Below are 21,901 nucleotides of genomic sequence, written 5' to 3' on the forward strand. Positions count from 1 at the left end.
CGCGCCGCGCGGCCCCTGTGCGTGGGGGGGCGGGTACCCCCCAAACCTCGGCACCCCCCAGGGGCCCCCCGGCCGCCGCGGGCGGCGGGCCCCCGCGGCCGGAGCGACCCGAAGACGCGACGAGTACCACCGAGAGCCCAACCCCAGAGCAGAGGAAATGATCATGATTCCGACGTGGCACCGCGGCGCCAGCCTGCACGGCGAGCCCTATCCGACGCGCCACCCGGTGCCGCGTCGGTTTCGGGGCGGCGACATCGGCGCCCGGGACCTCATGGACCTGACGCAGGAGCAGGAGCTCACCGCGACCGCCGCACACGAACTCGGGCACGCCCTGCTGTGGCTCGCCGGAGGACTGCACGTCGCCCGGGCCAGCACCGTTTCGGACGGTCGGCGCAACGGCCACGCCGAGGCGCTGCCGACCGGCGTCGCCGGAGAGGCCCGGCTCCGGGCCATCGGCCTGGTGGGAGGCGAGCGGGCGGAGGACCGATGGCTGAGGGAGGCGGGACTGTGGAACCCGGACCGGGCCGCCCTGGTCGAGATCGCCGCCCACGAAGACCGGGCATGGCTGCTGCAACACACCACGCCCCGACCCGCGTTCGGCACCGGCGGCCCGGACTACACGGCACTGCACGAGATGGCGGACGAAGCGCTCGACCCGGTGTGGCCCCTGCTGATGACCGCGCTTCCGATTCTGGTCCGGCAGGGGGTCATGTCCGGCGAGGAGCTCGCCGCGTGCACCGGCTTGCCCCTCCCGCCCCCGATGGCAGACCCGCACTGACGACCTGACGGCAGCCCCGACCGACAACGGCACCCCGACCGAGGCGGCCCCGCCGCCGGAGAGGACAGAACGTGAAGCACGACCAGGGCGAGGACCTCGAACAGGCCCGGCAGTGGCAGGCCGTCGCGCGCGAGGTCCTGCGGGCCTTCGACGCCGTGATGACCCCGCCCCGCGGCCTCACCCGCGAACAGGCCGCCCGCCTCGCCGCCGACCACGTCCGACGGGGCCGCGAACTCCTCGACCCCCTCCTCGACCGCTACGCCGGCGCGGCCCGCACCCCCTGGGGTCGGGCGCTGCGCCGCCGTCGCGCCGAACGCGGCGCCTACGTCCGGGCGTTCGCCGAGGCCGCCGCCTACACCGCGGCGATGGGCCGCGGCCAGGACGACCCGCTCCCCTGGCCCGTGCTGTTCGGCCGCGGCCTGCCGCTCATCAGCCGCTACACCCTCGACCGCCGCGTACTGGACACTCCCTGACCACACGTCACCGCGACGCGCCCCGCCCGGGCCGGCCGCTACCGTTGCCGCCGGCCCGGCCCCGGCCGGCACTTCGAGGAAGGACAGCACCATGCCCCACCCCGACGCACCCGCCGGCGCCGACTCGGCCCCCGAGCCCGTCCTCCGGGACCTCACCGAGGAGGCGCTCGCCGCCGTCGCCGAGGCTGCCGACCTCGGCGAGCACCTCGACGCCGACCAGCTCGGCAAGCTGCTGCTGCAAGCGGGCCGCCTCTACGGCCCGGCCCTGCTGTACGACGCATGGTTCGGCGAGGTGATCGACGCCGCGGCCCTTGCCGCGCACATCGGCCGGGTGTGGAGCATGGCCGAGTACCCCGACTCTGCACTCGACCGCGAGGACTGGCGCGAGCTGTTCACCGCGGCCGGCTACACCGCCGACGGCGAGCCGGCCGAGCGCCCGGCCGAGCCGGTCGAGCTGTGGCGCGGCAGCGTCCCCGAGCGCCGCACCGACTGGTCGTGGACCACCCGCCGCGACCTCGCCGAGGGCTACGCCAACGGCACCGCCGCCCGCCGCCCCACCACCGGACGGCTCTACCGCACCGTCGCCCCGCCCGCCGCGCTGCTCGCCCACAACAACGGCCGCGGCGAGAGCGAGTACGTCCTCGACACCGAGCACCTGACCATCACCGAGCACCCGCTCGGCCGCTGACCACCCGCCCGCCGCGTGCTGTCGCGATGGGGCAACAGGTAGGGGTAAGGGGGTGTTTTCCCAGCTCACAGGGCATAGCAGGCGCGGCGGGGGAGGGGCGCGCGACAGGGGCCGCGACAGGTCGAGGAACTGCATTGCGGAAGTTAGCCAATTTCCGCTAATGTGGCCGTGCCGACCAAGGAAGACCGAAGGGGAACCAGACGTGAGCACCCAGCGCCGGATTCACCAGCCCGCCACCGCCCGCACCGCACCGCTCACCGCCGCGATGCAGGCGGCGCTGACCACCATCCGCGCCGGACGCAACGAGTCCTCCGGGAACGGGATCAGCCTCCCCACCATCGAGGCCCTCGCCGCCGCCGGGGAGATCGTCCTCGTCCACACCTGGCAGGTCGTCGACGGCCGCCGCAGCCTCTCCCGCACCGCCTGGACCGCCTACCCGGCCCCGATGCCCTCGGCCGCACCCGACGCGATCCGCATCCTGCGCCGCTGGCACGAGCAGACCTCCCTGCACCTCGGCTGCGACTGCGCGCTCGACGGCCGCGAGCTGCACGCCGCCTACCGCGCCGAGCAACTCGCCGAGGCCGTCGCCGAGGCCCAGCGCCTCGCCGCCGGCAACGGCATGCCCGTGCACGTCTGCACCCTCGCCCCCGCCGGGCACACCCCGGCCCCCGGCCAGCAGCGCTCCGCCGCCGCCCTCGCCACCGAGCAGCGCCTCGCGACCCCCGCCCTCGCCCTCGCCCGCACCCTCAAGCGCCTCGACCTCCAGCAGGGCCGGGGCCGGGACTTCCGCATCATGGGCCACTACAACGGCCACGGCGAGCGCCTGTACACCTGGGCACTCGTGCTGAGCGACCGCGCCGAGGCCGCCATCGCCGAGCACGCCGACCGGATCGAGGCCGAGCTCGCCCTCGCCGGATTCCCCTTCACCGTCAGCGTCCGCTACGTGGCGGGCAGGCCGACGACCCGCGTCGCCAACGGCACCGCCGAACGCGTCCGCGAGAACGCCCCGGCCCCGGCCGTCGAGGACGTCCTCGCCGCCACCGCCGCCGCCTCCCTCACCCTGCACACCGCCGGGGCCCCGGCCGCCCAGGACGACGACGCCGAGCACCCCGCCGAACCCGTCCGCACCGACCGCAACGGCACCGCGCTGACGACGAACGCCCGGGTGCTGCTGCACGGCACCACCGGCCGTCCCGGCCGCGGCATCGTCGCGGGCTGGGCCCCCACCGGCGAGGTCCTGGTCGGCCTGGCGGGCCGCTTCGTCCGCGTCGCCGACCCGGCCCGCATCGAGATCGACACCGTCCCTGCCATCACCGAGGCCGAGTACCGCGAACTCCTCGCCCAGGCCCACGCCGAGGAACCCGCCCTCGGCCGCTGACCGCGGCAGACCGTGTAGCGCGGACATGCGGGGTGCCGCCCGGGCCCGGGCGACACCCCGCTCCCTTGACGCTCTCCGCTACGGTGGTGCCACGGGCAGGTCACTGCCCCGGGCGGAGCCAACGCCCATACCGCGCCCGGCCACCCACGCCGCCGGGCAGGACGGTAGAAGGTCCTGCGGGATCTGCGCACCAACACACAGTCTTCTGACGATCCGTCGACCCGGGGCGCCGCGTGGGGGCCGAACCCGGGATCGAGAGGAGTCGTCGTGACCCGACGCACCACCCTTGAGCAGCGCGCCCGCGAACTCCAGAAGGCCGCCAAGGCCCGGGGCCAGCGCCTCCGCTACCACGACGCGCTGAACCAGGTACGCGAGGCCGCCCCCCGCCGCGAGCACGCCGCCGCCGAGCAGCCCTCCCCCGTCGAACAGATCCTCGCCATCGCCTACACCCGGCAGCCCACCCCCGCCGAGGCCACCGCCGGCGTCACCGCCGCCGAACTCGGCGTCAGCGCCCTGCCCGCCGACGCCACCCCCGCCCAGCGCGCCCGCGCGGAGGCCACCTGGTGCCCCATCGGGACCGGCCTGCCCTGCCGCTGCTCGGGCACCTGCCAGCACGGCACCCCCTGCCCCAACCCGGACGACGCCGAGGGCGGATGCGGGGGCGAACTCCTGCACACCGACCGCTACCCCGGGTCGATGTTCGCCCTGACCGCCTGGCACGACGAGTACGTGTGCACCGCCTGCGGCGCGACCTTCGAGCAGGACGTCGACCTCCCCGCCGTCCCCTGGGGAGAGGTCCGCCCGCCCGCCAACACCGGCCCGTGGCACCCGGAGAGTGTGACGGTGGTCTACGACGACGTCCGGCACCCAAACTTCGGTACCGCCGGCGAGGACGACGACAGTGCGGAGACCTGGCCGGACGGCTGGGACTTCGACCCCGACCGGGACGGCGAGGACGACGACCGCTGCGACTGCGGCTCCGCGGTCGGGTACGACTGTGTGTGCTGACACCGCCCCGGCCCCGACGCCGGCCGACGCCGCCGCCCTGGCGGCCCGCGGCCTGGCCGTCTTCCCCCTGCCTCCGGGAGGCCGCCGCCCGGCCGCCCCCGGCTGGCAGCGGCAGTGCCTCACCGACCCGGCCGCCGTCCTGCGCACCTGGCCCGCCGGAGCCAACATCGGCGTGGGCTGCCGCGCGAGCCGGATCGTCGGGCTCGACCTCGACGGCGACGGCGCCGCCTCCCTCGCGGACCTGGTCGACGCCCACGGCGCGGACCGGACGGCCGCCCTCGACACCCTGACCGTGTGCACCCCCTCCGGCGGCCGGCACCTGTACTACCGGGTGCCGCAGCGGTGCACCATCGCCAGCAGCTCCGGCACCGAGGCCCCCCTCGGCCCCGGCATCGACGTCCGCGGCCCCGGGGTGCGCAGCGGCGGCTACCTGATCGGCCCCGGCTCCCGGGTCGCCGGCACCGCCTACGCCGTCACCCTCGACCGGCCGATCCGGCCGCTTCCCGGCTGGCTCGCGCAGCGGCTCACCGGCACCCGGCCGGGCGGGCCGGCGCCCCGCCGCCCGGGCCGGGCGGCCGAGCCGCGGAAGGGCTGAGCACCATGACCTACCTGGACGTCGACCCCGAGATGCACATGTACGACTGCCCCGGAACCCTGCCCGGCGGGCGCGGCTGCGAGCTGTGCGAGACCTGGGAGGGCCGCACCTTCGCCGAGCTCCGGCGCGAGCTCGCGGGCCTGCCGCCCGAGCCCGTACGCCCGCCGGCGCAGATCGACCGGCCCGAACCTCCGCAGCCGTCCCGCGCCGGCCACGACCACGACGACCACTGCGAACGCCTGATCTACGAGGGCGGCACCTGCACGTGCGACAGCCCATACGACTGGGACCGGGAGCCGTCGAACATGGCGGACCTGGAAGACGGCATCTGGTGACGACCACCCGCTGAACCCCGGCGGCACGGTGCAGTCCCGCCGCCGAGGCGGCCGTCCCGACCGAACCCGCCACCCCGCCCGACCGAAACGGCGCGGCGCCCGACCCCCGACCCGGGGCCGGGCGCCGCGCCGTTTCGTCGTCTCCCGCACTGTCCCGTGGACTGCTTCGGACTCCCGTGGACAGCTCGCCCTACCGGGTGAATCTCCCTCGCGTACGTGCGTGCAGTAAGAGGGGTATTCGCCCAACTCTGTTGAGAATCAAGGCACTTGACGATCATTTGCGAGGTATGTCACTTTCGTGACGCCTCGACGGAACCCCGACGGAAGGACCCCGCATGACCCCCACCACCGACACCGCCGACCAGGCCGCCGCCGTTCCCGCCACCTTCGAGGGCCGGCCGATCCACAAGGCCGGCAACGTCCCCGACGGCCTGCACACCGCGGCCCAGCTCAAGAGGCTCGGCCGCCGCGTCCTCGACAAGCAGCAGCCCGCCGCCTGGCTCCACCTGTCGATGCCGTACCGCGGGTACGACTACGTCGCGCTGTACCGCGAGGCGGACTCGATCCGGCTCAACACCACGCCCGCCCAGCAGCGGGCCAAGACCGGGCGGCGCACCTGCGAGTGCTGCGCGACCGTGTTCGAGGACATCGTCCGCGGTGGGCACTCGACCTCCCTTGGCCGCTGGGCCCGCTGGTGCCGGCCCTGCCTGACCGCGGACGAGCAGCTCCACCGCCGCACCTGCCCCCGCTGCAAGACGGTGTTCGAGGAGGCCGCCAGCGTCCGCAACGGCTACTGCCTCCCCTGCGCCGAACACCTCGACCGGGCCCGCGAGGTCGTCCGGCTGCTGGAGCGCCGGGCCTGCCCTCGCTGCACCGTGCAGACCCGCACCGAGGACCATGTCATCGCCGACCAGGAAGCCGACCCCTACGGCACCTGGTTCCAGCCGCAGACCTGCGAGCCCTGCCGGGCCGAGGAGGACGCCGAGCGCACCGAGGCCGAGCGCCGCCGCTACCGCGAGCACTGGCCGGTGGCCGGCCCGGTGCGCGACTGGGCCCGCGAGCTGCTCGCCGACCCCGCGACCTGCTTCCTGGACCTGGAGACCACGGGGCTCGGCGAGGAGGCGCGGATCGTGGAGATCGCCGTGTACGGCGTCGGTGGCGAACAGCTCCTCGACACGCTCGTCAACCCGCAGGGCGAGCCGATCACCCCGGGGGCCACCGCAGTCAACGGCATCACCGACGACATGGTCAGCGCCCCCGGTGTGCCGGCCTTCGGTGAAGTGCTGCCCGCGCTGACCGAGGCCCTCGCCGGGCGCCGCATCGTGGCCTACAACCGCGCGTTCGAGCGGGCCAGGCTCGCCTACGAGCTCGACCGCTGGTTCCGGGAGGCCGAGCCGCTGCACCCCCCGCTGCTGATGTCGCCGTGGGACGCTCACCCGGCCGCCAAGGACTGGATCGTGGCGCAGCGCTGGGAGGAGTGCGCGATGGAGCAGCACGCCCGGTTCGTCGGCACCTGGGACGAGTACCACCGCTCGTACACCTGGCAGCCGCTCAACGGCCCGCACCGCGCGGCCGGCGACTGCCTCGCCTTGGCCGACCGGCTCCGCGCGATCGCCCAGGCCCCCGACCCGGCCTGACTCCCGGCCCGGCCTGACTCCCGATCGGTCCCGACATGCCGCAGCCCCGGAGTCCCCACTCCGGGGCTGCGGCATGTCGGGGGCAGGTCAGGGCCTGGCTGCCCGCCGGTGCGTGCCCGGCCGATCGCAGGAGCAAGTGCCCGACCAGGCACTATGCACAGAGCCCGCAGATTATGCGTCGCATGCATAGCCCTAGGTGGGAGGGGGTGCACGATTTGGCGGGTTCGGTCCCACCAGCGCAAACCCGCCGGACCCGACAGAACGATGCATCCCGGAGCAAACGTCACACGCGCCCATCACTGAGGCCATGCCGCCGCGAAGGGCGCCGGCACCCTGCGCGGCGTCGCCGCCCACTCGCTGATCTCCTGACCCGACGTCGGGGACCGGGCCCGCCTGTTCGTAGACTCCCGGCCATGCCCAGCCCCGGACGGATCACTCCCCCGCCGAAACTCGTGCCCCGTTGGCGGGACCTGCCCCGCCTTGCCGCCGTCTCGGCCCAGGCGTTCACCCCCGCCCACCTCCCGCCCGCACTGCGCGCCGCCTTCGCCCCCGTGTGGCTGTTCAACCTCGCCGTCCAGCACACCGCCGGCGACCTCCTCGCCGTCGGCCCGTCCACCCTCGGCGTCCACCAGCCCCGCCCCCTGCGCTGGCACCTGTTCGGCGCCCTGGTCCTCCTGCCAGCCACCGTCGCCGCGCTGCTGGCCCTGCTCCTGCCGCCCGCCATCGCCGTAAAAGCGGCGGGCGACGCCCTCGCCGGACCCCTCGCGGGCACCACCGCCGAGTGCGCCGTCCTCGCAGCCGAGGTCGCCGCGATCGGCTGGCAGATCGCGCACTTCCTCGCCGCCGCCCGCCGCAGTGCCGAACTCCACCGCACCATCACCCCGCTGCGGCAGAGCGCCCCGTGGGCCGAGGTCGCCGGCCTCGCCGGAGGCCGGGACGGACACGCAACCCGTGCCCTGGTCCGGCAGACCCTCGCCTGGGCCGACGAGCACGGCCTCGGCCTCGCCGCCGTCCCCGCCACCGACAGGCTCCGCCGTACCTACGCTCTCGGCGGATTCCACCCCGCGCACCCCGGCTCCCCCGTTCTGCTGCGCCCGCCCGTGCCCCGCGTCGCCGCCCGGCCAGGGCACCTCACGCCAGAGCGCCCAGCGAGCACAACCCGGCCAGGACCAGGAACCACACCACCTCGGCCCCCGGCTGCCTGACCACCTCGTGCAGCCCCCGGCCGCTCAGCGCCAGCAGCAACAGCAACATCCCCGGGAACAGCGCCAGCGGCGGCAGCTCCAACACTCCGACCCGGCCGACCAGACCCGACAGCGCCCGCGCCGCCTCACCCGCCAGCAGCCCCACCGGCACCGCCAACAGCGCCCACACCAGCAGCCGGCGCCCGGCCCGGCCGGGATCGGCCCCCCAGGCCCGGACGCGCGCGAGGATCGGGGACGGGCCGCGAGAAGTCGTCACCCTCCAACCCTGCCCATCCCGGGCAGCCCGGGCACTCGCTGCGTACCCGGCCGGGCGTAACCGCCAGCCGTCAGGAGTCCTCCAGCCACACGTCGCGGGCCACCACCGTCCGCCTCACCCCGGCGTCCATCATCGCCCGGGCCCGGTGCTGACCGTTGACGTAGCCGAAGTCGTCGTTCGGCACGATCGCCACACTCAGCGCGAACACCGACTCCAACGCCTCCCGCTGCCACCGGCTCGCCCCGGCCGCGACGGCGCGCTCGTCCACGAAGTCCGCCATGTCCTCGGCCGCGACACCGGCCGCCTCACCCTCGGCGAGGAACCCGATCGCCCACTCGTTGACCGCGTGCCAGTCGCCCCCGTGGTACCAGCAGCACTCCCGGGCATCGCGCCGCGGAACGGCCTGCCGCCACCACCTCCGGCACCAGCGCACCCACCGCGGCGCACCGACCGGCATGCACCCGGGCTCCCGGAACGGCTTCGGGTCCGCCAGCCGCCGCACCGCCAGCACCTCGAACACCGACCGCGGCTCCGGCAGCGGCTCCCACGGCACGTACCCCTCGCCCCGGTCCTCGGCCACCGGTCCGCCCACGAGCTCCGCCACCTGCTCCGCGCTGATCCGCCGCCACCCCGGCGACCCCAGCTCGAACCGCTCCGCCCGGCCGAACGTCACCAGCTCGAACCGCTCCCGCAACCCCATCCCGGAGTCGTACAACTGCCGCTGAATCCACAACGGCGGCAACTCCTGCTCCGCACAGTGCCGCTCCCACACCGCCGCCGCGTACTCCTCCGCCGCGTTGGTCAGCCCCATGCCCTCGTACATGGTCTGAGTCGCCACCGCCACCGGCCGCAGCCCCTCCCCGGTGAACAACTGCAACCGGAACGACGCCCGCCCCTCCGCCGACGGCCGGAACATGTGGTCGTCGACCACCCGCACCCGCGGCCCGGCCAGCGCCAGAGCCTCCCGCACCGACTCCCGCACGCCCGCACCGGCCGGCCCCGTCTCCTCAGTCATCCCCCGATCATGCCGTCCCGCCCGCCGCTCCCGGCAGGCATCACGCAACCCGGCCCGCATCGTTGATCAGGCGTGACCCACAAACCCCGCCGCGCCCTCGGTACCGGCATCCCCGCCCCCGGCCGCTCCTCCCGCGCGCCGGCCTGGTTCGCCACCGAGCCCGCACCCGAACCCGCCAGCAGCACCGACCAGGCCCGCGATGCCCTCGCCGCCCTGCGCCTGGTCGGCGTCCCCGCCGCCGCCGTCGAGTCCACACTCCACCTCCTGCGGACCCTCACCGACCGCCCCGCCGAGGAACCCCGACTCCGCGAGACCGCCGAGGGCCTGGCCGTCGTCCTCTCCCGCTCTCTCGACGCCTCCCGCCCTGGGCCCGCAGCCACCGTCACCCCCCTGCGCCCCGCCCACGACCCCACCCTCTCCACCATCGGCGCCGTCGCCGAGCTCCAACCCGTCGGACTCGCGACGCCGCACCGATAAACGACCCCGGCTCCGGGACCCTCTCGGGGACCGGAGCCGGGGCCGGGGTGAGCGGTCAGGCGCGCGGGCGACGGCGGTCCTCCGCCTTGGTCAGCAAGCCGAGGACCGCACGGTCCTGCCAGAAGGCGCGCCAACGGTCGGCCTGGGCGCGGTCCACGAACAGGCCGCGGCCGTAGTCGGTCGTGGGCGTCAGCGGGATGGCTTCCCACCCGCCCTCGGCGGCTGCGAAGGCGTCGGCGATCTGGAAGAGCGGCGGACCCTGGAAGTGGGAGACGGCGGTGTCGCTGGTGTCCAGTGGCACCCCGGACAGGTCCGAGGTGAACGTACCGGCCGCGATCCGGCTCCTGAAGTACTCCGTTTTCAGGTCGCTGATCTCCACGCCCATCACGTTGTGGACCTGCTGCCGGAGGGTCGGGGGATCAAAGCAGGTCTTGTAGGAGAAGTCGATCGGTTTGCCGTCCGGGTGGACCACCTCGAACCCGGGGTACCGGCCCTGCTGCGGGGGGCCGATCCGGATTGCCGCGACCCCGCCGCCGATCTTCTTCCCGGCATCGTGGTGCAGGTCGAGGAGGTCTCGGATCAGCTCGAACTCCTCGCCCTCCAGTTCGGTGCCGACGGGGTACTTGTGCAGCACCGCGCGTACTGCTTTCTTCGCTTCTTCCTTCGTCCGGTACTGCCGGTGCCCGATCCTGAAAACTGCCATGTCAACAACCTTCTGCTCAGCCCGGCGCCGTCTCTGGGCGCCGGTGGACCCCCGAGTATGGCCGCAGGACGCGACATTTCCCCCCGTGCGATAGAGAGGTCCGCCACATGCGAAGGGCCGCCCCGGCGCAGTGCGCATCAGGGCGGCCCGGAGCCGGCGGCCGAATGGCCGGGTCAGTGCGCGTAGGGCAGATTGGCGATGATCCGGCCGCCGACGATCTCCGAGCGGGCCGCAACGGCATGCCCATCGCACACCACGTAGCAGCCGCCGTCGTCAGCCGTCACGGTGTGGGTGGCCGCCTCCGGGCACGGCGCGTCGAGCCGGTCGTACTCCCAGGCAAGGAAGCACGCTGGGTCGGTGCACACCGTGCGGTCGGCGCTGGAGCGCAGCGTCCCGCCGTGCTCCGGGCACACCCCCCACGGAACGACGCAGCGGGTCGGGTCGGCCGCGCTCTGCCGACGGGCCTGCTCGTACAGCGCGGCCGTGGCGGTGTCGGTGTTCAAGGTCTGGCCTCTCTGTCGGTGAGGGTGTCCGGGAACACTACAGCCCCGGGCGGAGCGCCCGGGGCTGTAGTTGCGTACGGCAGACCCGTCCTACTCGGCGGCCTCGGCGTAGTGCTGGCGCAGCACGCCGAGGGCTGCACCGGAGGCGGACGCAGAAACGCCGCAGCCCCCAGGCGGGGCCTGGGGGCTGCGGCGCGGGGGAAGGCCGACGGTCAGGCCGCCGACTCCTCCAGCTCCTCCGACCCCTGCGGGCTCGGGTTCAGCCGGGGGAAGCCGAGAGCGGTCGCGACCTTGCGGTACTCCTGCGCCGGCCTGCTGTTGGGCGCCATCACCGAGACGGGAACCTCCTGCCGGTAGATCTTGGGCACCTCGCCGGACCAGTGGACCAGGGGGAGGAGGATGTCGCCGTATTCTTCCTGGATCTCGGCGAGGGTCTTGAAGTGCTCGGCCCGGCCATAGGAGGAGTTCGGGGCGGCGCAGACGAGCACCCGCTTCATCCTCGGTTGGATGCCCTTCTTGAGGTACTTCGGCAGTTCCCGGACCTCCTTCAACTTCTTCTCCAGCTTCACCACGGCACCGGCCTCCTTGTAGGTGCACAGCACCGGGGGCAGGACCTCGCCGTCGACGGCATCGTCGAGGGCGACGAAGGCCGTCACGGTGATGCGGCCGTAGGTGGCCGGGCAGTCGATCAGGACGACGTCCCACTGTCCGTCCATGGCGGCCAGGCCGTCACGAATCCAGTAGGCGTCAGCGCCCTTCGGGTCGTTGAGGATCGACTCGGGGTCGTCGAGCTCCGGGTGTTCGAGGTCCACCGGCGCCACGTAGACGTTCGGGATCGGTTGGAACGCCGCCTCGGGGTTCTTCGGGTCGATCTCGGCCACCTGGTAGCGGGCCGGAACGACGATGTCGGAGAGGGCGGCCTCGTCCTTGATGACGTCGGTGATGCCGAGCTGTCCCTCGGCGAACGTGCCGTAGCCGAGGACCGTCGAGGCATGGCCCTGGGGGTCGAGGTCGATCACGAGTACGCGGTACCCGCGCTCGCCCAGGATCGCCGCCAGGCTGGTGCATGAGCTCGTCTTGGCGGTGCCGCCCGCCTTGAGGGCGAAGACGATCACGCGGGTCTTGCCGAGCGTCCTGCCCTGCGCGACGGCGGCGACGACGGTGACCGGCATCCGCGGGGCGATGACCTCGATTGCGGACTCGGTGATGGGGCTGGTCAATGGGACTCCAGGGGAGACGGGTTCTTACCGGGAGGTGGTGACGGGTGCCAGTCGTTCCCGCTCCCATGCGGTCGGCTGGTAGCCCGCCTTGCTGGAGACCAGGAACTCGATGTGCGCCCGGTCGCGGGCGTCCCACTCGCGATCGGGCTGCGCGGCACGCAGCTCGTCGGCGGCCAGGGCGACAGCGAAGGCGCATCGCCGCATCAGGTTAGCGTCACCCTCGGCGGCGACGGCAGCCATGTACGCGGCAGGTCGGCCCACGTTCGGTCCCTTGCCGAGCTCGCGCAGCCAGGTGTGCGCCAGGGTGGCCGCTTCCTTCCACTCCGACGGGTTGAGTACGGCGTTGACCAGGTGGGCGGTCGTCGCGCCAGCGCTCGCGTACTTCTCCTCGCTGAGCAGCATCCGGCAGGCCAGATCGCGGGTCGCCGCGGCTTCCGCGGCGGGGTCCGGCTCGGGCTCCGCCTCCTGCTCGTCCTCGCCGCCGGAGCCGTGCTCCTCCTCGCTTCCGTCGGGCTGGTGCGGGATGCTGGGCGCACCCGCGCCCGGCTCGCCGTGTTTCCCGCGGGAAACGTCCTCCTCGCCGTCCAGCTCCGACTCCGACTCTCCGTCAGGCTCGCCGTCGGGGTGTTTCCCGCGGGAAACGTCCTCCGGGCCGGCACTTCCGGTGCCGGCGTCCGTGGACGGGTCGGCCTCCGTGTTTCCCGCGGGAAACGCCTCGCCACTGCCGAGGGCGGCCTCCGCTTGCAGCCGGTTCTTCGCCGCCTCGGCTGACAGACCTTCCTCGCGCATCCACGCGAAGGCCCGGAGCTGGAGCGCGTGAGCCGCCTCGGTGTCGTTCTCGCCGTCGGTGTCCTTGATGGTGGACAGCACGTAACCGGCCTTCGGCGAGATGCCGAACGTCACGGCCTCGGAGGTGTCGTCCTGGTCGTCCGTCACCTTGGGGCCGGCGTGGATGGCGTCCTGAATCGCCTGGGGCAAGTCGAGGAGGTTGAGCAGCTTCGAGACCGTCCCCCGGTTCTTGTAGCCGGAGCGCGCCGCGATCTCATCGCCCGTCATGCCGCGCTGGCGCAGCAGGTCGAGTTGGAGAGCCTCCTCGATCGGCGAGAGGTCGTCGCGGTCACTGTTCTCACTGATGAGGTTCTCTTCGACCGTGCGCTCTCTCGCCCACCGGTTCCGCAGGATGACGAGCATCTTTTTGCCCGCCTGCTCGGCGGCGAGTCGGCGGCGGTGACCCGGGCCGAGGATGTACTCGGCTTCCGGGTTCTCGATCCGGGATTCCCACTCCGGATAGAACTTGACGAACAGGTGCATGGAGATCGCCGCGCCGGGGGTGTGGACACCCTGACGCTTCACGCTCTCCACCATCTCGTCCATGCGGCGCATGGTGAGGCGGCGGTTCATGGGGTTCGGCGAGATGTTCGCCGGATCGACGAAGAACATTTCGCCTTCTTCACGGTCGAGCTTGTGCACCCCCGTCCCGTTGCCGTCGTCCGGCTGCTCACCGCCCGCGCCGGCCTCACCCAGCCCGGCCTTTTCCCGGTCCTTGCCGAGCTTGTTCGCCTGGTTCCTCCAGGGCTTCACTGCCATCCGTCCTCCGTGATCTCCGGTCGCGCTGAACGAAACCCTAGTCTCCGCGCTCAGCGGGTCGGCGGAACTCGTGTCGGTGGGTGCCCGTCAGCACCGTGCGTCAGCTCGTGGTGCGGAGAGGCCGGCCGGGACGTCGGTCGGTGCTGCGGGGCGGTCGAGGCGGGCGTCCTGCCGAACCCGGCGCCGTTGGCGGGGCGGGAGTCGGCGTCGGCCGGGGCCTCGGGGGAGTTGTCGTCAGCGGGTCCGGCCGGTGTCGACGATGGAGCGTCGACCGGCAGGGTGGGGGAGGCAGGGCCGGGGCTCGACGGCGAGGGCGCAGTGGGGCGGGATGCCGAGGGGACGGCGTCGCCGGACGACGCGAGCCGGGGTTGCGGGTCGTCCTGGCCGAATCAGCAGCACGACGGCCCCGAAGGCGGCGGCCCCGACCGTGAAGACAAGAGCGGTGCGGTTCATGCCGCCCACGCTCGCGCACGCACGCCCGTACCCGCCGGCCCCCGGCCGCGCGGGAGACCACCGCTACGGGTGACGGCCTGTCCCGGGGAGGTGACCTGTCGCGCTGTCGCGATGGAACCAGCGCGGGGGAGCGGGCGGTGTTCTCCCAGTTCACAGGGCATAGCAGGGAGGAAACGCGACAGGGGGCCGCCACCGTGGCGACCCCCTGTCCGCTGCTGCCCGCCCCGGAGGCCGGCAGCACCCTGCGCCGGGCCGGACCGGCCCGGCGACTTCTCCTACTCGACGGTGGGCGGGACCTCGCAGGAGGTGCACTCCGCCGCCATGCCCACGGGATGCCCGCACGGGAGGTGGTCCCAGGGGCCGGGGAGGCATTCGCCGCCGCCCGCGGTGAGGATCTCGTCGAGCCGCTCCCAGAGGACGCGGACGCGGTGGTCCTCCGGCAACTGCCGGACCGCCTCCACCAAGTCGGCGTGCAGTACGTCGGTCCCCGCTTCGTCGAGCGCGCCCTCGGGGAGCGGCCGGGCGCTTGTGAGGGCGGTGGCGACCAGGGACCGGACGGCGGCGGCCCGGTCGTGGCCCTGAGCGGTGGCGTACTTGTCGACCTCGGCGAGGAGGTCCTCGCCGAACCGAATGTGCGCGGCGCCGCCGATGCCCGGCCGACCGCGGCCCGGCGTTTCGACCTCCCGGCCGTACAGAGTGGTGATCTTCTCCTCGCCCGTCTTGCCGAGAGCGTTCACCGCGCCGGTGTACCGCAGGTGCACGGCGAACCGCGGGAGCGCGTCGTTGGTGACGACGGGCTCGCCGCGGCTGTCGAGGACCGCTTTCCCCGCTCCGCCGGAGTAGTCCATCTGGTAGCGGGGTTCCCAGTTGAGATCCTCGATCTCGATGTCCCGGATGCTCAGTCCGGCGGCGTTGCCGAGGCCGATCTCCCTCAGGGTGTCGCGGCCGGCCGCGAGCGCGTCCGCGACGCTCTTGCCCGCCACGGTGAAGTAGCGGGCCCGGTGCCCTTCCGGCTGGTAACGCAGTTCGTAGGTCAGCATGTGGTCACCCCTCTCACAATAAGCGATATCGCTTATTGTGAGCCGACTTGCCCTGCGTTGTCAATTGGCGATATCGCCTATTCGGGCGGCGGAGTCGGGGCCTCCCACTGGTCCCACCGCCACGGCATGTGGAAGGTGTGCCGCCAGTGGTAGCCGCAGGTGCGGCAGCGGGCGGGCGCGATCCACTGCGGCCGGAACCGGTGCGGGGGGCGCCGGAGCCACTCCCCCTCGACCTGGATGTGGTCGGAGCGGTGCCGGCCGCAGTCCGGCCGCGCGCAGATCCAATAGCCGTCCGTGCCGTCGGGCCGCACGGGGCCCACATGGTGCCAGTGGTCGCCGATCAGCGGCGGTCGTTGAGAGCTCATGGCGGAGCCTTCCTGTCGTCGGCGGCGACGGGGCCGCCCGGGTCGGAGGAACGCGAGAGGGCCCCGGGGTGCGGGGCCCTCTCGCGCGGGTGGTGCTGATCGGCCGTGGTCAGCGGGCCGCGTCGCGGATCGCCTCGATCTCGGCCTCCGTCAGAGCGGTGATCTCCCGGATCTCGGCGACGTCCAGGCCCTCCCGCAGGGCGTTGCGCACCGCCGCGTTCCGCATCCGCGGCGAGCGCTGCTCGTTGTCGCGCAGGACCGTGGTGGTTCGCAGCAGTTCATCGCGGGCGGCGCACCGGCCCGGGTTCCCCCCTCGGCCGGCGTGGTGCACGTGGTGGTCGTAGGCGGTGCCGTGTTCGTGGATGGTGATCGGCGCGGTCGCGGCCGGCAGGCCGTCCGCGCCGCCGATGAACTGTCCGTCGAGGATGGGCAGGTTGCCCAGTTGTAGGACGCTGTCGCGGGTGCGGGCGGAGCGGCCGTCGTCGAGGCCGATGATCGACAGGCCGAGTCGCTCGCCGTACGGGACGCTGTGATCGACGGCGATGTACTGCTCGCCGTCGGCGGTGGTGAAGCGGGTGCCGGGGCGTACGTCGGCGTACGTGCCGGGGATCTCGTCGTCCGGCGTGCTCTCCGCGTCGGCCGGGGGCTCGGCGGGTCGCTGCGGGGCGACGGTTCCGTAGCGGGCCGTCAGGTCGTCGACCAGGCGGCGCAGTTCGTCGGTCATCGGGTGCAGTAGGGCGATGTGCCGCCAGAGATTGATCCGGCTCCAGTCGTCCCCGTCCTGGCCGTTGTGAGCGGTGGTCATCACCCAGTCGCGGCCGGCGGCGATCCACACCTGATCCGGGTACAGGTCCAGGCTCGGCCCGGAGCCGCGGGGGCGGGTGCGCACCTCGACCAGCTCGGCGTCGGCGAGCTCCTCGGCGAGCTCCGCCTCCGGCAGGTAGCGGACGCCGTGCTCCGTGCGCGGGTACCTCCACGTGAGCAGCGAGCGGACCCGGGCGGCGAGCTCGCGGTCGATCGCGGCCTCCGCCTCCTCCGCGAGCAGCGGCGCGGCCTCTTCGGGGGACGCCGCCCGGATGCGCCCGGTGTAGTACCAGCCGTCCTCCCCGATCAGCTCGTCGCAGGGGGCGTCGCCGTTCTCGTCCCGGCAGTACACCGGCCGGCCCTCGGCGACGACGGTCCCGATCAGCGACACCCTGCTGTCGTAGCGGCCCACCCGGCGGCCAGGAGCGTCCTCGGGCACCGGGTTGTCGCCGTCGGCGTAGACCTCGAACCGGGCGACGTGGCCGATCCCCCAGAGTCCGCCGGTCGGCCGCGGGTCGAAACGGCCCGGGACGCCGGCGCTGATCCGCCAGGTCCGGTGGCCCTCGGCGGGGGAGGGCGGGCACGTCTCGTGCTCGACCGTGTAGTGCCCGCCCTCGAACGCCGGCGGGATCAGCCATCCGGCGCCCTCGGCAACGTCCTGCTCGCACCGCACGCACTGGTCCGCGAGCCGGTTGCGGCGGCGCGGCGCCGGGGGCGGGGCGGCCCATCCGGCGGACTCCTTCGGCGGGCAGGCGCCGTCGTGGCGGACCTCCCACACGCCCTGGTGGGGGCTGCTGAGAACACCGGTTCCCGCCTCGACCCAGCCGCCGCAGTCGGCGCACACCTGCCCGAGCTGGTTGCGAGCGGGAGGACAGGCGCCCGGCCGGTGCTCCACCCACCGGTTGCCGGGGCGGCCCTTGAGCAGGCCCGCCCCCGCCGGCACCGCCTGGCCGCAGTGCCGGCACCGGTCGTCGAGCCGGTTCGGCTGCTCGGCCTCGGCCGCAGCCGGCGCCGCGGGGCGCAGGAACCGCGGGTAGAGGGAGCCGGTGCCGGCGGGGTGCTTGGTGAGGGCCGTCGCCAGCGTCTTGAGCATCCCCGCCCCGAACTCCGCCTCGCGCGTCTTGAACTGGCTGTCGCGCTCGGTCTTGAGCGCGCCGTCGCGGGTGACCCGCCACAGCCGCACCCGGTGCGGGCTCTCCGGGCTGCGGTCCACGCCGACGACCAGCGCGCCGACGGGCAGCCGGTACACCGCGCCGGCGTCCAGGAACGGGCCCTGCACGGCGTACCCGCCGCGCTGAGTGCCGTCCACCCCGGTCAGCGACTTCCGCCAGGGCTTGACGGCCCCCGGGTCGGGTGCCGGGATCTCGATCTCGTGCATCGCGGGCTCGGTGGGCACGGGAACCTCCGGTGAATCAAGGCCGCCGGTCGGCGGCGGGTGAGAACCCGCCCGGAAGGGCGGGCGCAGGGCCGGTCAATATGTAGTGAAATCGAACGACTACTTTGAGTGATTACGACTCGTCCCCGCCGACGCTGTCCGTGCCCTTGAGGTAGGCGTTCATCGTGGGTCGGGAGACACCCGCCCGCTCCGCCAGTTCGGCCCGGGTCAGGCTCGGGTCGCGGTCGTCGGCCGCCCAGGCGTTGCGGGAGAACTGCGCGAGGCTGGCCCGGGCACTGACAAGCGCCTGTTCGAGCGCATGGACGCGGGCACCGGCGACAGTGACCCGCTGCACCCTGTCCAGGCGAGGCGGGCGCAGTGCGTGCACCTCGGCAATCCGCTCCGCCAGGCCCGCCCAGTCCAGGTGGGCCCAGTCGAGCCCCAATCGGTCGGTGGACGGCCCGAACGACCCACCGGGAATGGCCTCGGCGTGGACGTGGCCGATCTGCGCCACGTTCTCCCAGCGCAGGTGAGGGGGGAGGCGCTCGTCGGGCGACAGGACCTCCAGGAAACAGGTGCGGCAGGCGGGCGCGCCGCCCGCAGGTCCGGGGCACACGGCGGGGATCGCCCAGCTCAGGCTGTAGGCGGCGTGGGTCTGGGCCGGGCGAACGCAGCCGTCGGCGTCGGGGTGCGGGGTTACGCGCAGGATCGGGTTCGCGGGGCGGGTGGCGAGGATGTGCTCCGCCGCCTGGGTCATCCCCTTTTCGCCGCGGCCCGCGAGGGGCGGACCGCCGGCGAGGGCGAGTTCGTGGAGGGCCCGGTTCAGGGGCTGGACGGGAGCGGCATCGCGGGACAGGTCTACGCTGATCACCCCCCTATGTAAACACCTTTACGCTCTGACGTAAAGGGCTTTACACGAAAGTGGGACGGGAGTCGGCGGTCGCGCCCCGCGCCTCGCGACAGCACCCCAAAAACCGCTCCCCGCCGAGGATCTGACGGTGCAAAATGCCCCCTATGACCTATGTGAGCCCGTTCGGCAGCATGGATGCCGCACACGAGTGGCCCGACGCGATGTGCCTGTCCCGCACCCACTGCACGAATGCCCCCGAGCAGACGCTCCAGCGAAGGGGCGGAGAAGGGGGCGGGGCTGCGGGCTGACTACTCGGCCGCGGCGGTCGTGACCGGGACGAGCCGCATCCGCGGGTGCGCGGACACCGGCGCGGAGGCGTCCGGCCAGCCGTCGGCGCTCATCCCGTACACCGGCGGCTCCCAGGTGGGGGAGGACACCCCGCGGTAGAAGGTGAGCCAGTCCGCGCGGAAGTACGCCGGCAGCAGTCCGCCGGCGTTCGGCACCGGCTCCGGCGCCTGCTCGTTCTGGGCGACGAGCTGCGCGGCGACCCGCGCGGCCTGGTCCCGGTGCCGGCCGCAGAACCAGTGCAGCAGGTGTCGGCCATTGCGGAGGTCCCGCTCCGTCACGCGGATGGTGCCGCTCGCCCCGCACACGCCGTCGGCGTTGCGCCAGTCGTCGGCGGCCAGGGCCCGGCCGTAGCCGGTGCTGCTCTGCGGCACGTACGGCCGGTGCCGGGCGGCCTCGCACGTCCCCTCGACCCAGGACTCCTCCCCCGGCGCGACGTAGCGGGGAAGGTCGAGGCGGCCGAGCTCCTGGACGCGGCCCGGCCGCCCGGCCAGGGCACACCGGACGGTCGCCCACATCTGCGCGGCCCCGCCGTCCTCGGCGCGGCCGACGGTGACCGCGTAGCCGACGGCGAGCAGCAGCTCGCGCACGGCGGGCACGGCTCTGCGGTCGGCGTAGATCCGGCCCGCCAGGCGGGCGAACCGCTCCTCGGGGGTGCTCTCGTCGGGCGGCGGCTCGGGCGCCGCCGCGAGATGCGGTCGGGTGTTCATCTCCAGCTCTCCCTATACAAGAAGGAGGGCGGCCCCGGGTGCCTGTGCACCAAGGGCCGCCCTCGGCGGCTGCTGCGGCAGGTCAGCGCGGCAGGGCGTACCGGGCCGCGAGGCGCATCCCGCTTCCCGTCCCGGTGCCCGACTCCGCCAGCATCTCCACCTGCCCGGTCTCGATCAGGTGCCGGATGTGGTGGTTCACGCGGCGCAGCGACAGGCCGCACGAGCTGGCGAGCGCGGCCCGGGTGGTGTGCCCTGTCGGCCCGGCCTCCGTCAGCGACAGCAGCAGCAGCGCGCACTGCGAGTCGAGGCCCTCCGAGGCGGCGGCGGGCGTCTTTGCGCCCGCCGCGAGGTGCTGATCGTCCATCACTCACCATCCAACACAGCGTCAGTCCCCTTGATGAACCGGGCGGGGTTGATGCCCCTGGCCGTCGCCCGGCCCTTCTCGATCAGGTCGAGGTACCAGGACATCGGCTTGACGCCCTCCTCCTTGACGTAGCCCGGGTTCGGGCCCAGCCGCCACCCGCCGGGCAGCGGCGTCCCGTCGGGCTTGCGCGGCACCACGGACAGCGCGGACGGCTCGTCGGAGGCGTACACCCAGCAGTCGGACAGCACCGCCAGCGGCACGGCCCCGGTCGTGAGCCACGTCTTGACCGCCTTGCGGTGGGCGCCGGTCCGGGCCGCCGAGATCACCGTGTACCGGGCGTGCGGGCTGTAGGTCGGCCTCTTCAACGCCGGCCACGGAGCATTCTTCTCCCGCCTGCCCTGCGGCTTCTCGGCCATCTTGCCAATGCCGCCCTTGACGACCTGCTTGATCGCCCGCAGCAGCGCCGCGGCCTCCGGGTCGCGCTCGCTGATGCTCGCCATCGCCGCGAGGAACTCGGCCTCGCTCAGGTCCTCGGTCACGCCGAGGTCCGCGAGGGTGGCCATGTAGGCGGACTGGAGGCGGCTGTACCACAGCGTGAAGTAGCCGCCGGAGGCGGGCAGGCCCTCCGCCGCGGGCTCCACCCGCAGGTACCCCTCAAGGGGCTGCACATCGACGCCCAGCTCGACGGCGTAGGCCAGGGTCGGCGTCTCGTACCAGGCCGGGCCCGTCGGCGGCTTGCCGTCCGGCGTGAACGGCGACGGGAACTCCGGAGGCAGGTCCCGCCACTGCTTCGTGATCGGGTCCTTCGCCCGCAGCGTCGCCCCGGAGAGGTCCACCAGCCACGCGCCGGGGATCTTCTTGTCGAAGCGCGGCCCGTCGGTGTGCACCGCCGGGCCGAGGCCGATCTCCAGCCGGTTCGAGGCCGCGCCGAACGCCATGTTGATGTCCAGGCCCACCACGTGTGCGAGCTGCTGCTCGGCCTCGGTCGGCTCTCGGAACCAGACGAGCGGCTCCTCCATCACCACGTGCCGGGGATTGCGGGACTGCTCCGGGGTCCGGCCGGCCGCGATCGGGTGATCGTCGATCGCCTCCGGCGGCGCCGGGTCGATCGCCCGCACCAGCGACCCCGGCACCGGAACCCGCCGCATCCGCCCGCCCGTCCAGTCCCGTCGCGTCGGCGGCCGGAGCGAGGTCATCAGCTCCAGCGACGTCGCCGCGGTCGAGCCGGTCGGCGGGACCACCCGCTCCGCGAACAGCCCCAACACGTACGCCAGCGCCGCCGGGTCGCCGCTCTCCCCGATCCCGCCCCAGCGGGTGATGTCAGAGAACGCCTCCCAGGGCAGGAACGCGAACCGGCACTCCGTGCGCCCCCGGAACACGAACGTCCACGGCGCCAAACCGGCGCGGCCGAGCTCCCACCCGGCCTCCACCAGGCCCTTACGGGCCGGGTGGTCGTCCGGCAGGCGCAGGTTGCGCCGGTCCTCCAACCGGGCCGGCAGCCCGACGAACTCCGTCGCGGCCTCCGTCAGCACCAGCAACGGACCGAACTCCTCCCCGCGCTGACCGACCGCCGGCGCACCCAGCCCGTAGGCGAGCGCCCACTCCGCCAGCGACGCCAGATCGACGACCTCGGCCGGCAGCTCGACGACCTGCACGTCCGGCCGGTACGCCACCAGCCCACCGCCAGCGGCATCAACGACGACCAGCGGAGCAATGTAGGTAGTGGTCTGCATGGTC

General features: G+C 73.6%; 23 protein-coding genes. 10 read left to right on the plus strand and 13 right to left on the minus strand.

The window, feature by feature from the left end; genetic code table 11:
• Positions 1 to 163 precede the first annotated feature (163 nt).
• The 9 genes from ACFV1L_RS21820 to ACFV1L_RS21860 all read left to right on the plus strand — a co-directional run bounded on the left by ACFV1L_RS21820 (position 164) and on the right by ACFV1L_RS21860 (position 8,097).
• Positions 164 to 778: a hypothetical protein gene (locus ACFV1L_RS21820; RefSeq protein ID WP_380368123.1), complete on the plus strand. Its 615-nt coding sequence runs from the start codon at positions 164 to 166 to the stop codon at positions 776 to 778.
• A 71-nt stretch (positions 779 to 849) separates the two neighbouring features.
• The gene (locus ACFV1L_RS21825; protein ID WP_380368124.1) at positions 850 to 1,251 is read left to right on the plus strand and encodes a hypothetical protein; all 402 of its coding nucleotides are present in this window, start codon (positions 850 to 852) and stop codon (positions 1,249 to 1,251) included.
• Positions 1,252 to 1,342: 91 nt separating this feature from the next.
• Positions 1,343 to 1,939 carry a hypothetical protein gene (locus tag ACFV1L_RS21830; RefSeq protein ID WP_380368125.1) on the plus strand — a complete coding sequence of 199 codons (597 nt, stop codon included), beginning with the start codon at positions 1,343 to 1,345 and terminating at the stop codon, positions 1,937 to 1,939.
• Between the two features lie 202 nt (positions 1,940 to 2,141).
• Positions 2,142 to 3,317, plus strand: coding sequence for a hypothetical protein (locus ACFV1L_RS21835; RefSeq protein WP_380368126.1), 1,176 nt, complete (start codon positions 2,142 to 2,144; stop codon positions 3,315 to 3,317).
• A 267-nt stretch (positions 3,318 to 3,584) separates the two neighbouring features.
• On the plus strand, positions 3,585 to 4,325 hold the full coding sequence (locus tag ACFV1L_RS21840) for a hypothetical protein (protein WP_380368128.1): 741 nt from the start codon (positions 3,585 to 3,587) through the stop codon (positions 4,323 to 4,325).
• Positions 4,315 to 4,920, plus strand: coding sequence for a bifunctional DNA primase/polymerase (locus ACFV1L_RS21845; RefSeq protein ID WP_380368129.1), 606 nt, complete (start codon positions 4,315 to 4,317; stop codon positions 4,918 to 4,920). Before ACFV1L_RS21840 ends, ACFV1L_RS21845 begins: the two co-directional genes overlap by 11 nt.
• A 5-nt stretch (positions 4,921 to 4,925) precedes the next feature.
• On the plus strand, positions 4,926 to 5,255 hold the full coding sequence (locus ACFV1L_RS21850) for a hypothetical protein (protein WP_380368130.1): 330 nt from the start codon (positions 4,926 to 4,928) through the stop codon (positions 5,253 to 5,255).
• Between the two features lie 335 nt (positions 5,256 to 5,590).
• Positions 5,591 to 6,892, plus strand: a complete 1,302-nt coding sequence (locus ACFV1L_RS21855; protein WP_380368131.1) for a 3'-5' exonuclease — start codon at positions 5,591 to 5,593, stop codon at positions 6,890 to 6,892.
• A gap of 413 nt (positions 6,893 to 7,305) precedes the next feature.
• Positions 7,306 to 8,097, plus strand: coding sequence for a hypothetical protein (locus tag ACFV1L_RS21860; RefSeq protein WP_380368133.1), 792 nt, complete (start codon positions 7,306 to 7,308; stop codon positions 8,095 to 8,097).
• Here the strand turns inward: ACFV1L_RS21860 and ACFV1L_RS21865 are convergent.
• Together ACFV1L_RS21865 and ACFV1L_RS21870 are read right to left on the minus strand one after the other, a co-directional pair.
• Positions 8,024 to 8,353 (minus strand): hypothetical protein, encoded by a 330-nt coding sequence (locus ACFV1L_RS21865; RefSeq protein WP_380368134.1) that lies wholly within the window; start codon positions 8,351 to 8,353, stop codon positions 8,024 to 8,026. The two genes, ACFV1L_RS21860 and ACFV1L_RS21865, sit on opposite strands and share 74 nt — an antisense overlap.
• A gap of 70 nt (positions 8,354 to 8,423) precedes the next feature.
• The gene (locus ACFV1L_RS21870; RefSeq protein WP_380368135.1) at positions 8,424 to 9,368 is read right to left on the minus strand and encodes a hypothetical protein; all 945 of its coding nucleotides are present in this window, start codon (positions 9,366 to 9,368) and stop codon (positions 8,424 to 8,426) included.
• A gap of 72 nt (positions 9,369 to 9,440) precedes the next feature.
• On the opposite strand from ACFV1L_RS21870, the gene ACFV1L_RS21875 reads away from it, so the two are divergent.
• On the plus strand, positions 9,441 to 9,845 hold the full coding sequence (locus ACFV1L_RS21875) for a hypothetical protein (RefSeq protein WP_380368137.1): 405 nt from the start codon (positions 9,441 to 9,443) through the stop codon (positions 9,843 to 9,845).
• A 55-nt stretch (positions 9,846 to 9,900) separates the two neighbouring features.
• On the opposite strand, the gene ACFV1L_RS21880 is transcribed toward ACFV1L_RS21875, so the two are convergent.
• From ACFV1L_RS21880 to tap, 11 genes are all read right to left on the minus strand, one after another.
• Entirely contained in the window at positions 9,901 to 10,548 is a 648-nt protein-coding gene (locus ACFV1L_RS21880) for a DCL family protein (protein ID WP_380368139.1), read from the minus strand.
• Positions 10,549 to 10,721: 173 nt separating this feature from the next.
• Positions 10,722 to 11,051 carry a hypothetical protein gene (locus tag ACFV1L_RS21885; RefSeq protein WP_380368141.1) on the minus strand — a complete coding sequence of 110 codons (330 nt, stop codon included), beginning with the start codon at positions 11,049 to 11,051 and terminating at the stop codon, positions 10,722 to 10,724.
• Positions 11,052 to 11,263: 212 nt separating this feature from the next.
• Positions 11,264 to 12,271 (minus strand): ParA family protein, encoded by a 1,008-nt coding sequence (locus ACFV1L_RS21890; RefSeq protein ID WP_380368143.1) that lies wholly within the window; start codon positions 12,269 to 12,271, stop codon positions 11,264 to 11,266.
• Between the two features lie 24 nt (positions 12,272 to 12,295).
• Entirely contained in the window at positions 12,296 to 13,858 is a 1,563-nt protein-coding gene (locus ACFV1L_RS21895) for a ParB/RepB/Spo0J family partition protein (RefSeq protein ID WP_380368145.1), read from the minus strand.
• Between the two features lie 728 nt (positions 13,859 to 14,586).
• Positions 14,587 to 15,351 carry a hypothetical protein gene (locus ACFV1L_RS21900; RefSeq protein ID WP_380368147.1) on the minus strand — a complete coding sequence of 255 codons (765 nt, stop codon included), beginning with the start codon at positions 15,349 to 15,351 and terminating at the stop codon, positions 14,587 to 14,589.
• Positions 15,352 to 15,428: 77 nt separating this feature from the next.
• Entirely contained in the window at positions 15,429 to 15,716 is a 288-nt protein-coding gene (locus ACFV1L_RS21905) for a hypothetical protein (protein ID WP_380368149.1), read from the minus strand.
• 109 nt (positions 15,717 to 15,825) lie between these two features.
• Positions 15,826 to 17,916: a hypothetical protein gene (locus ACFV1L_RS21910; protein WP_380368150.1), complete on the minus strand. Its 2,091-nt coding sequence runs from the start codon at positions 17,914 to 17,916 to the stop codon at positions 15,826 to 15,828.
• 112 nt (positions 17,917 to 18,028) lie between these two features.
• Complete coding sequence (locus ACFV1L_RS21915; RefSeq protein WP_380368152.1) at positions 18,029 to 18,766, minus strand: hypothetical protein; 738 nt, start codon at positions 18,764 to 18,766, stop codon at positions 18,029 to 18,031.
• Between the two features lie 287 nt (positions 18,767 to 19,053).
• Complete coding sequence (locus tag ACFV1L_RS21920; protein ID WP_380368153.1) at positions 19,054 to 19,800, minus strand: hypothetical protein; 747 nt, start codon at positions 19,798 to 19,800, stop codon at positions 19,054 to 19,056.
• Positions 19,801 to 19,882: 82 nt separating this feature from the next.
• Entirely contained in the window at positions 19,883 to 20,164 is a 282-nt protein-coding gene (locus tag ACFV1L_RS21925; protein ID WP_380368155.1) for a winged helix-turn-helix domain-containing protein, read from the minus strand.
• Complete coding sequence (gene tap / locus ACFV1L_RS21930) at positions 20,164 to 21,897, minus strand: telomere-associated protein Tap (protein ID WP_380368157.1); 1,734 nt, start codon at positions 21,895 to 21,897, stop codon at positions 20,164 to 20,166. Before tap ends, ACFV1L_RS21925 begins: the two co-directional genes overlap by 1 nt.
• Between the last annotated feature and the right edge of the window lie 4 nt (positions 21,898 to 21,901).

The organism is Kitasatospora sp. NPDC059646, from assembly GCF_042734615.1.
GTDB lineage: Bacteria > Actinomycetota > Actinomycetes > Streptomycetales > Streptomycetaceae > Kitasatospora.

Coding starts and splice junctions, on each gene's coding strand:
- ACFV1L_RS21820 (WP_380368123.1), top strand. CDS start 164: ATGATTCCGACGTGGCACCGCGGCGCCAGCCTGCACGGCGAGCCCTAT.
- ACFV1L_RS21830 (WP_380368125.1), top strand. CDS start 1,343: ATGCCCCACCCCGACGCACCCGCCGGCGCCGACTCGGCCCCCGAGCCC.
- ACFV1L_RS21850 (WP_380368130.1), top strand. CDS start 4,926: ATGACCTACCTGGACGTCGACCCCGAGATGCACATGTACGACTGCCCC.
- ACFV1L_RS21855 (WP_380368131.1), top strand. CDS start 5,591: ATGACCCCCACCACCGACACCGCCGACCAGGCCGCCGCCGTTCCCGCC.
- ACFV1L_RS21860 (WP_380368133.1), top strand. CDS start 7,306: ATGCCCAGCCCCGGACGGATCACTCCCCCGCCGAAACTCGTGCCCCGT.
- ACFV1L_RS21870 (WP_380368135.1), bottom strand. CDS start 9,368: ATGACTGAGGAGACGGGGCCGGCCGGTGCGGGCGTGCGGGAGTCGGTG.
- ACFV1L_RS21880 (WP_380368139.1), bottom strand. CDS start 10,548: ATGGCAGTTTTCAGGATCGGGCACCGGCAGTACCGGACGAAGGAAGAA.
- ACFV1L_RS21895 (WP_380368145.1), bottom strand. CDS start 13,858: ATGGCAGTGAAGCCCTGGAGGAACCAGGCGAACAAGCTCGGCAAGGAC.
- ACFV1L_RS21900 (WP_380368147.1), bottom strand. CDS start 15,351: ATGCTGACCTACGAACTGCGTTACCAGCCGGAAGGGCACCGGGCCCGC.
- ACFV1L_RS21905 (WP_380368149.1), bottom strand. CDS start 15,716: ATGAGCTCTCAACGACCGCCGCTGATCGGCGACCACTGGCACCATGTG.
- ACFV1L_RS21920 (WP_380368153.1), bottom strand. CDS start 19,800: ATGAACACCCGACCGCATCTCGCGGCGGCGCCCGAGCCGCCGCCCGAC.
- ACFV1L_RS21925 (WP_380368155.1), bottom strand. CDS start 20,164: ATGGACGATCAGCACCTCGCGGCGGGCGCAAAGACGCCCGCCGCCGCC.
- tap (WP_380368157.1), bottom strand. CDS start 21,897: ATGCAGACCACTACCTACATTGCTCCGCTGGTCGTCGTTGATGCCGCT.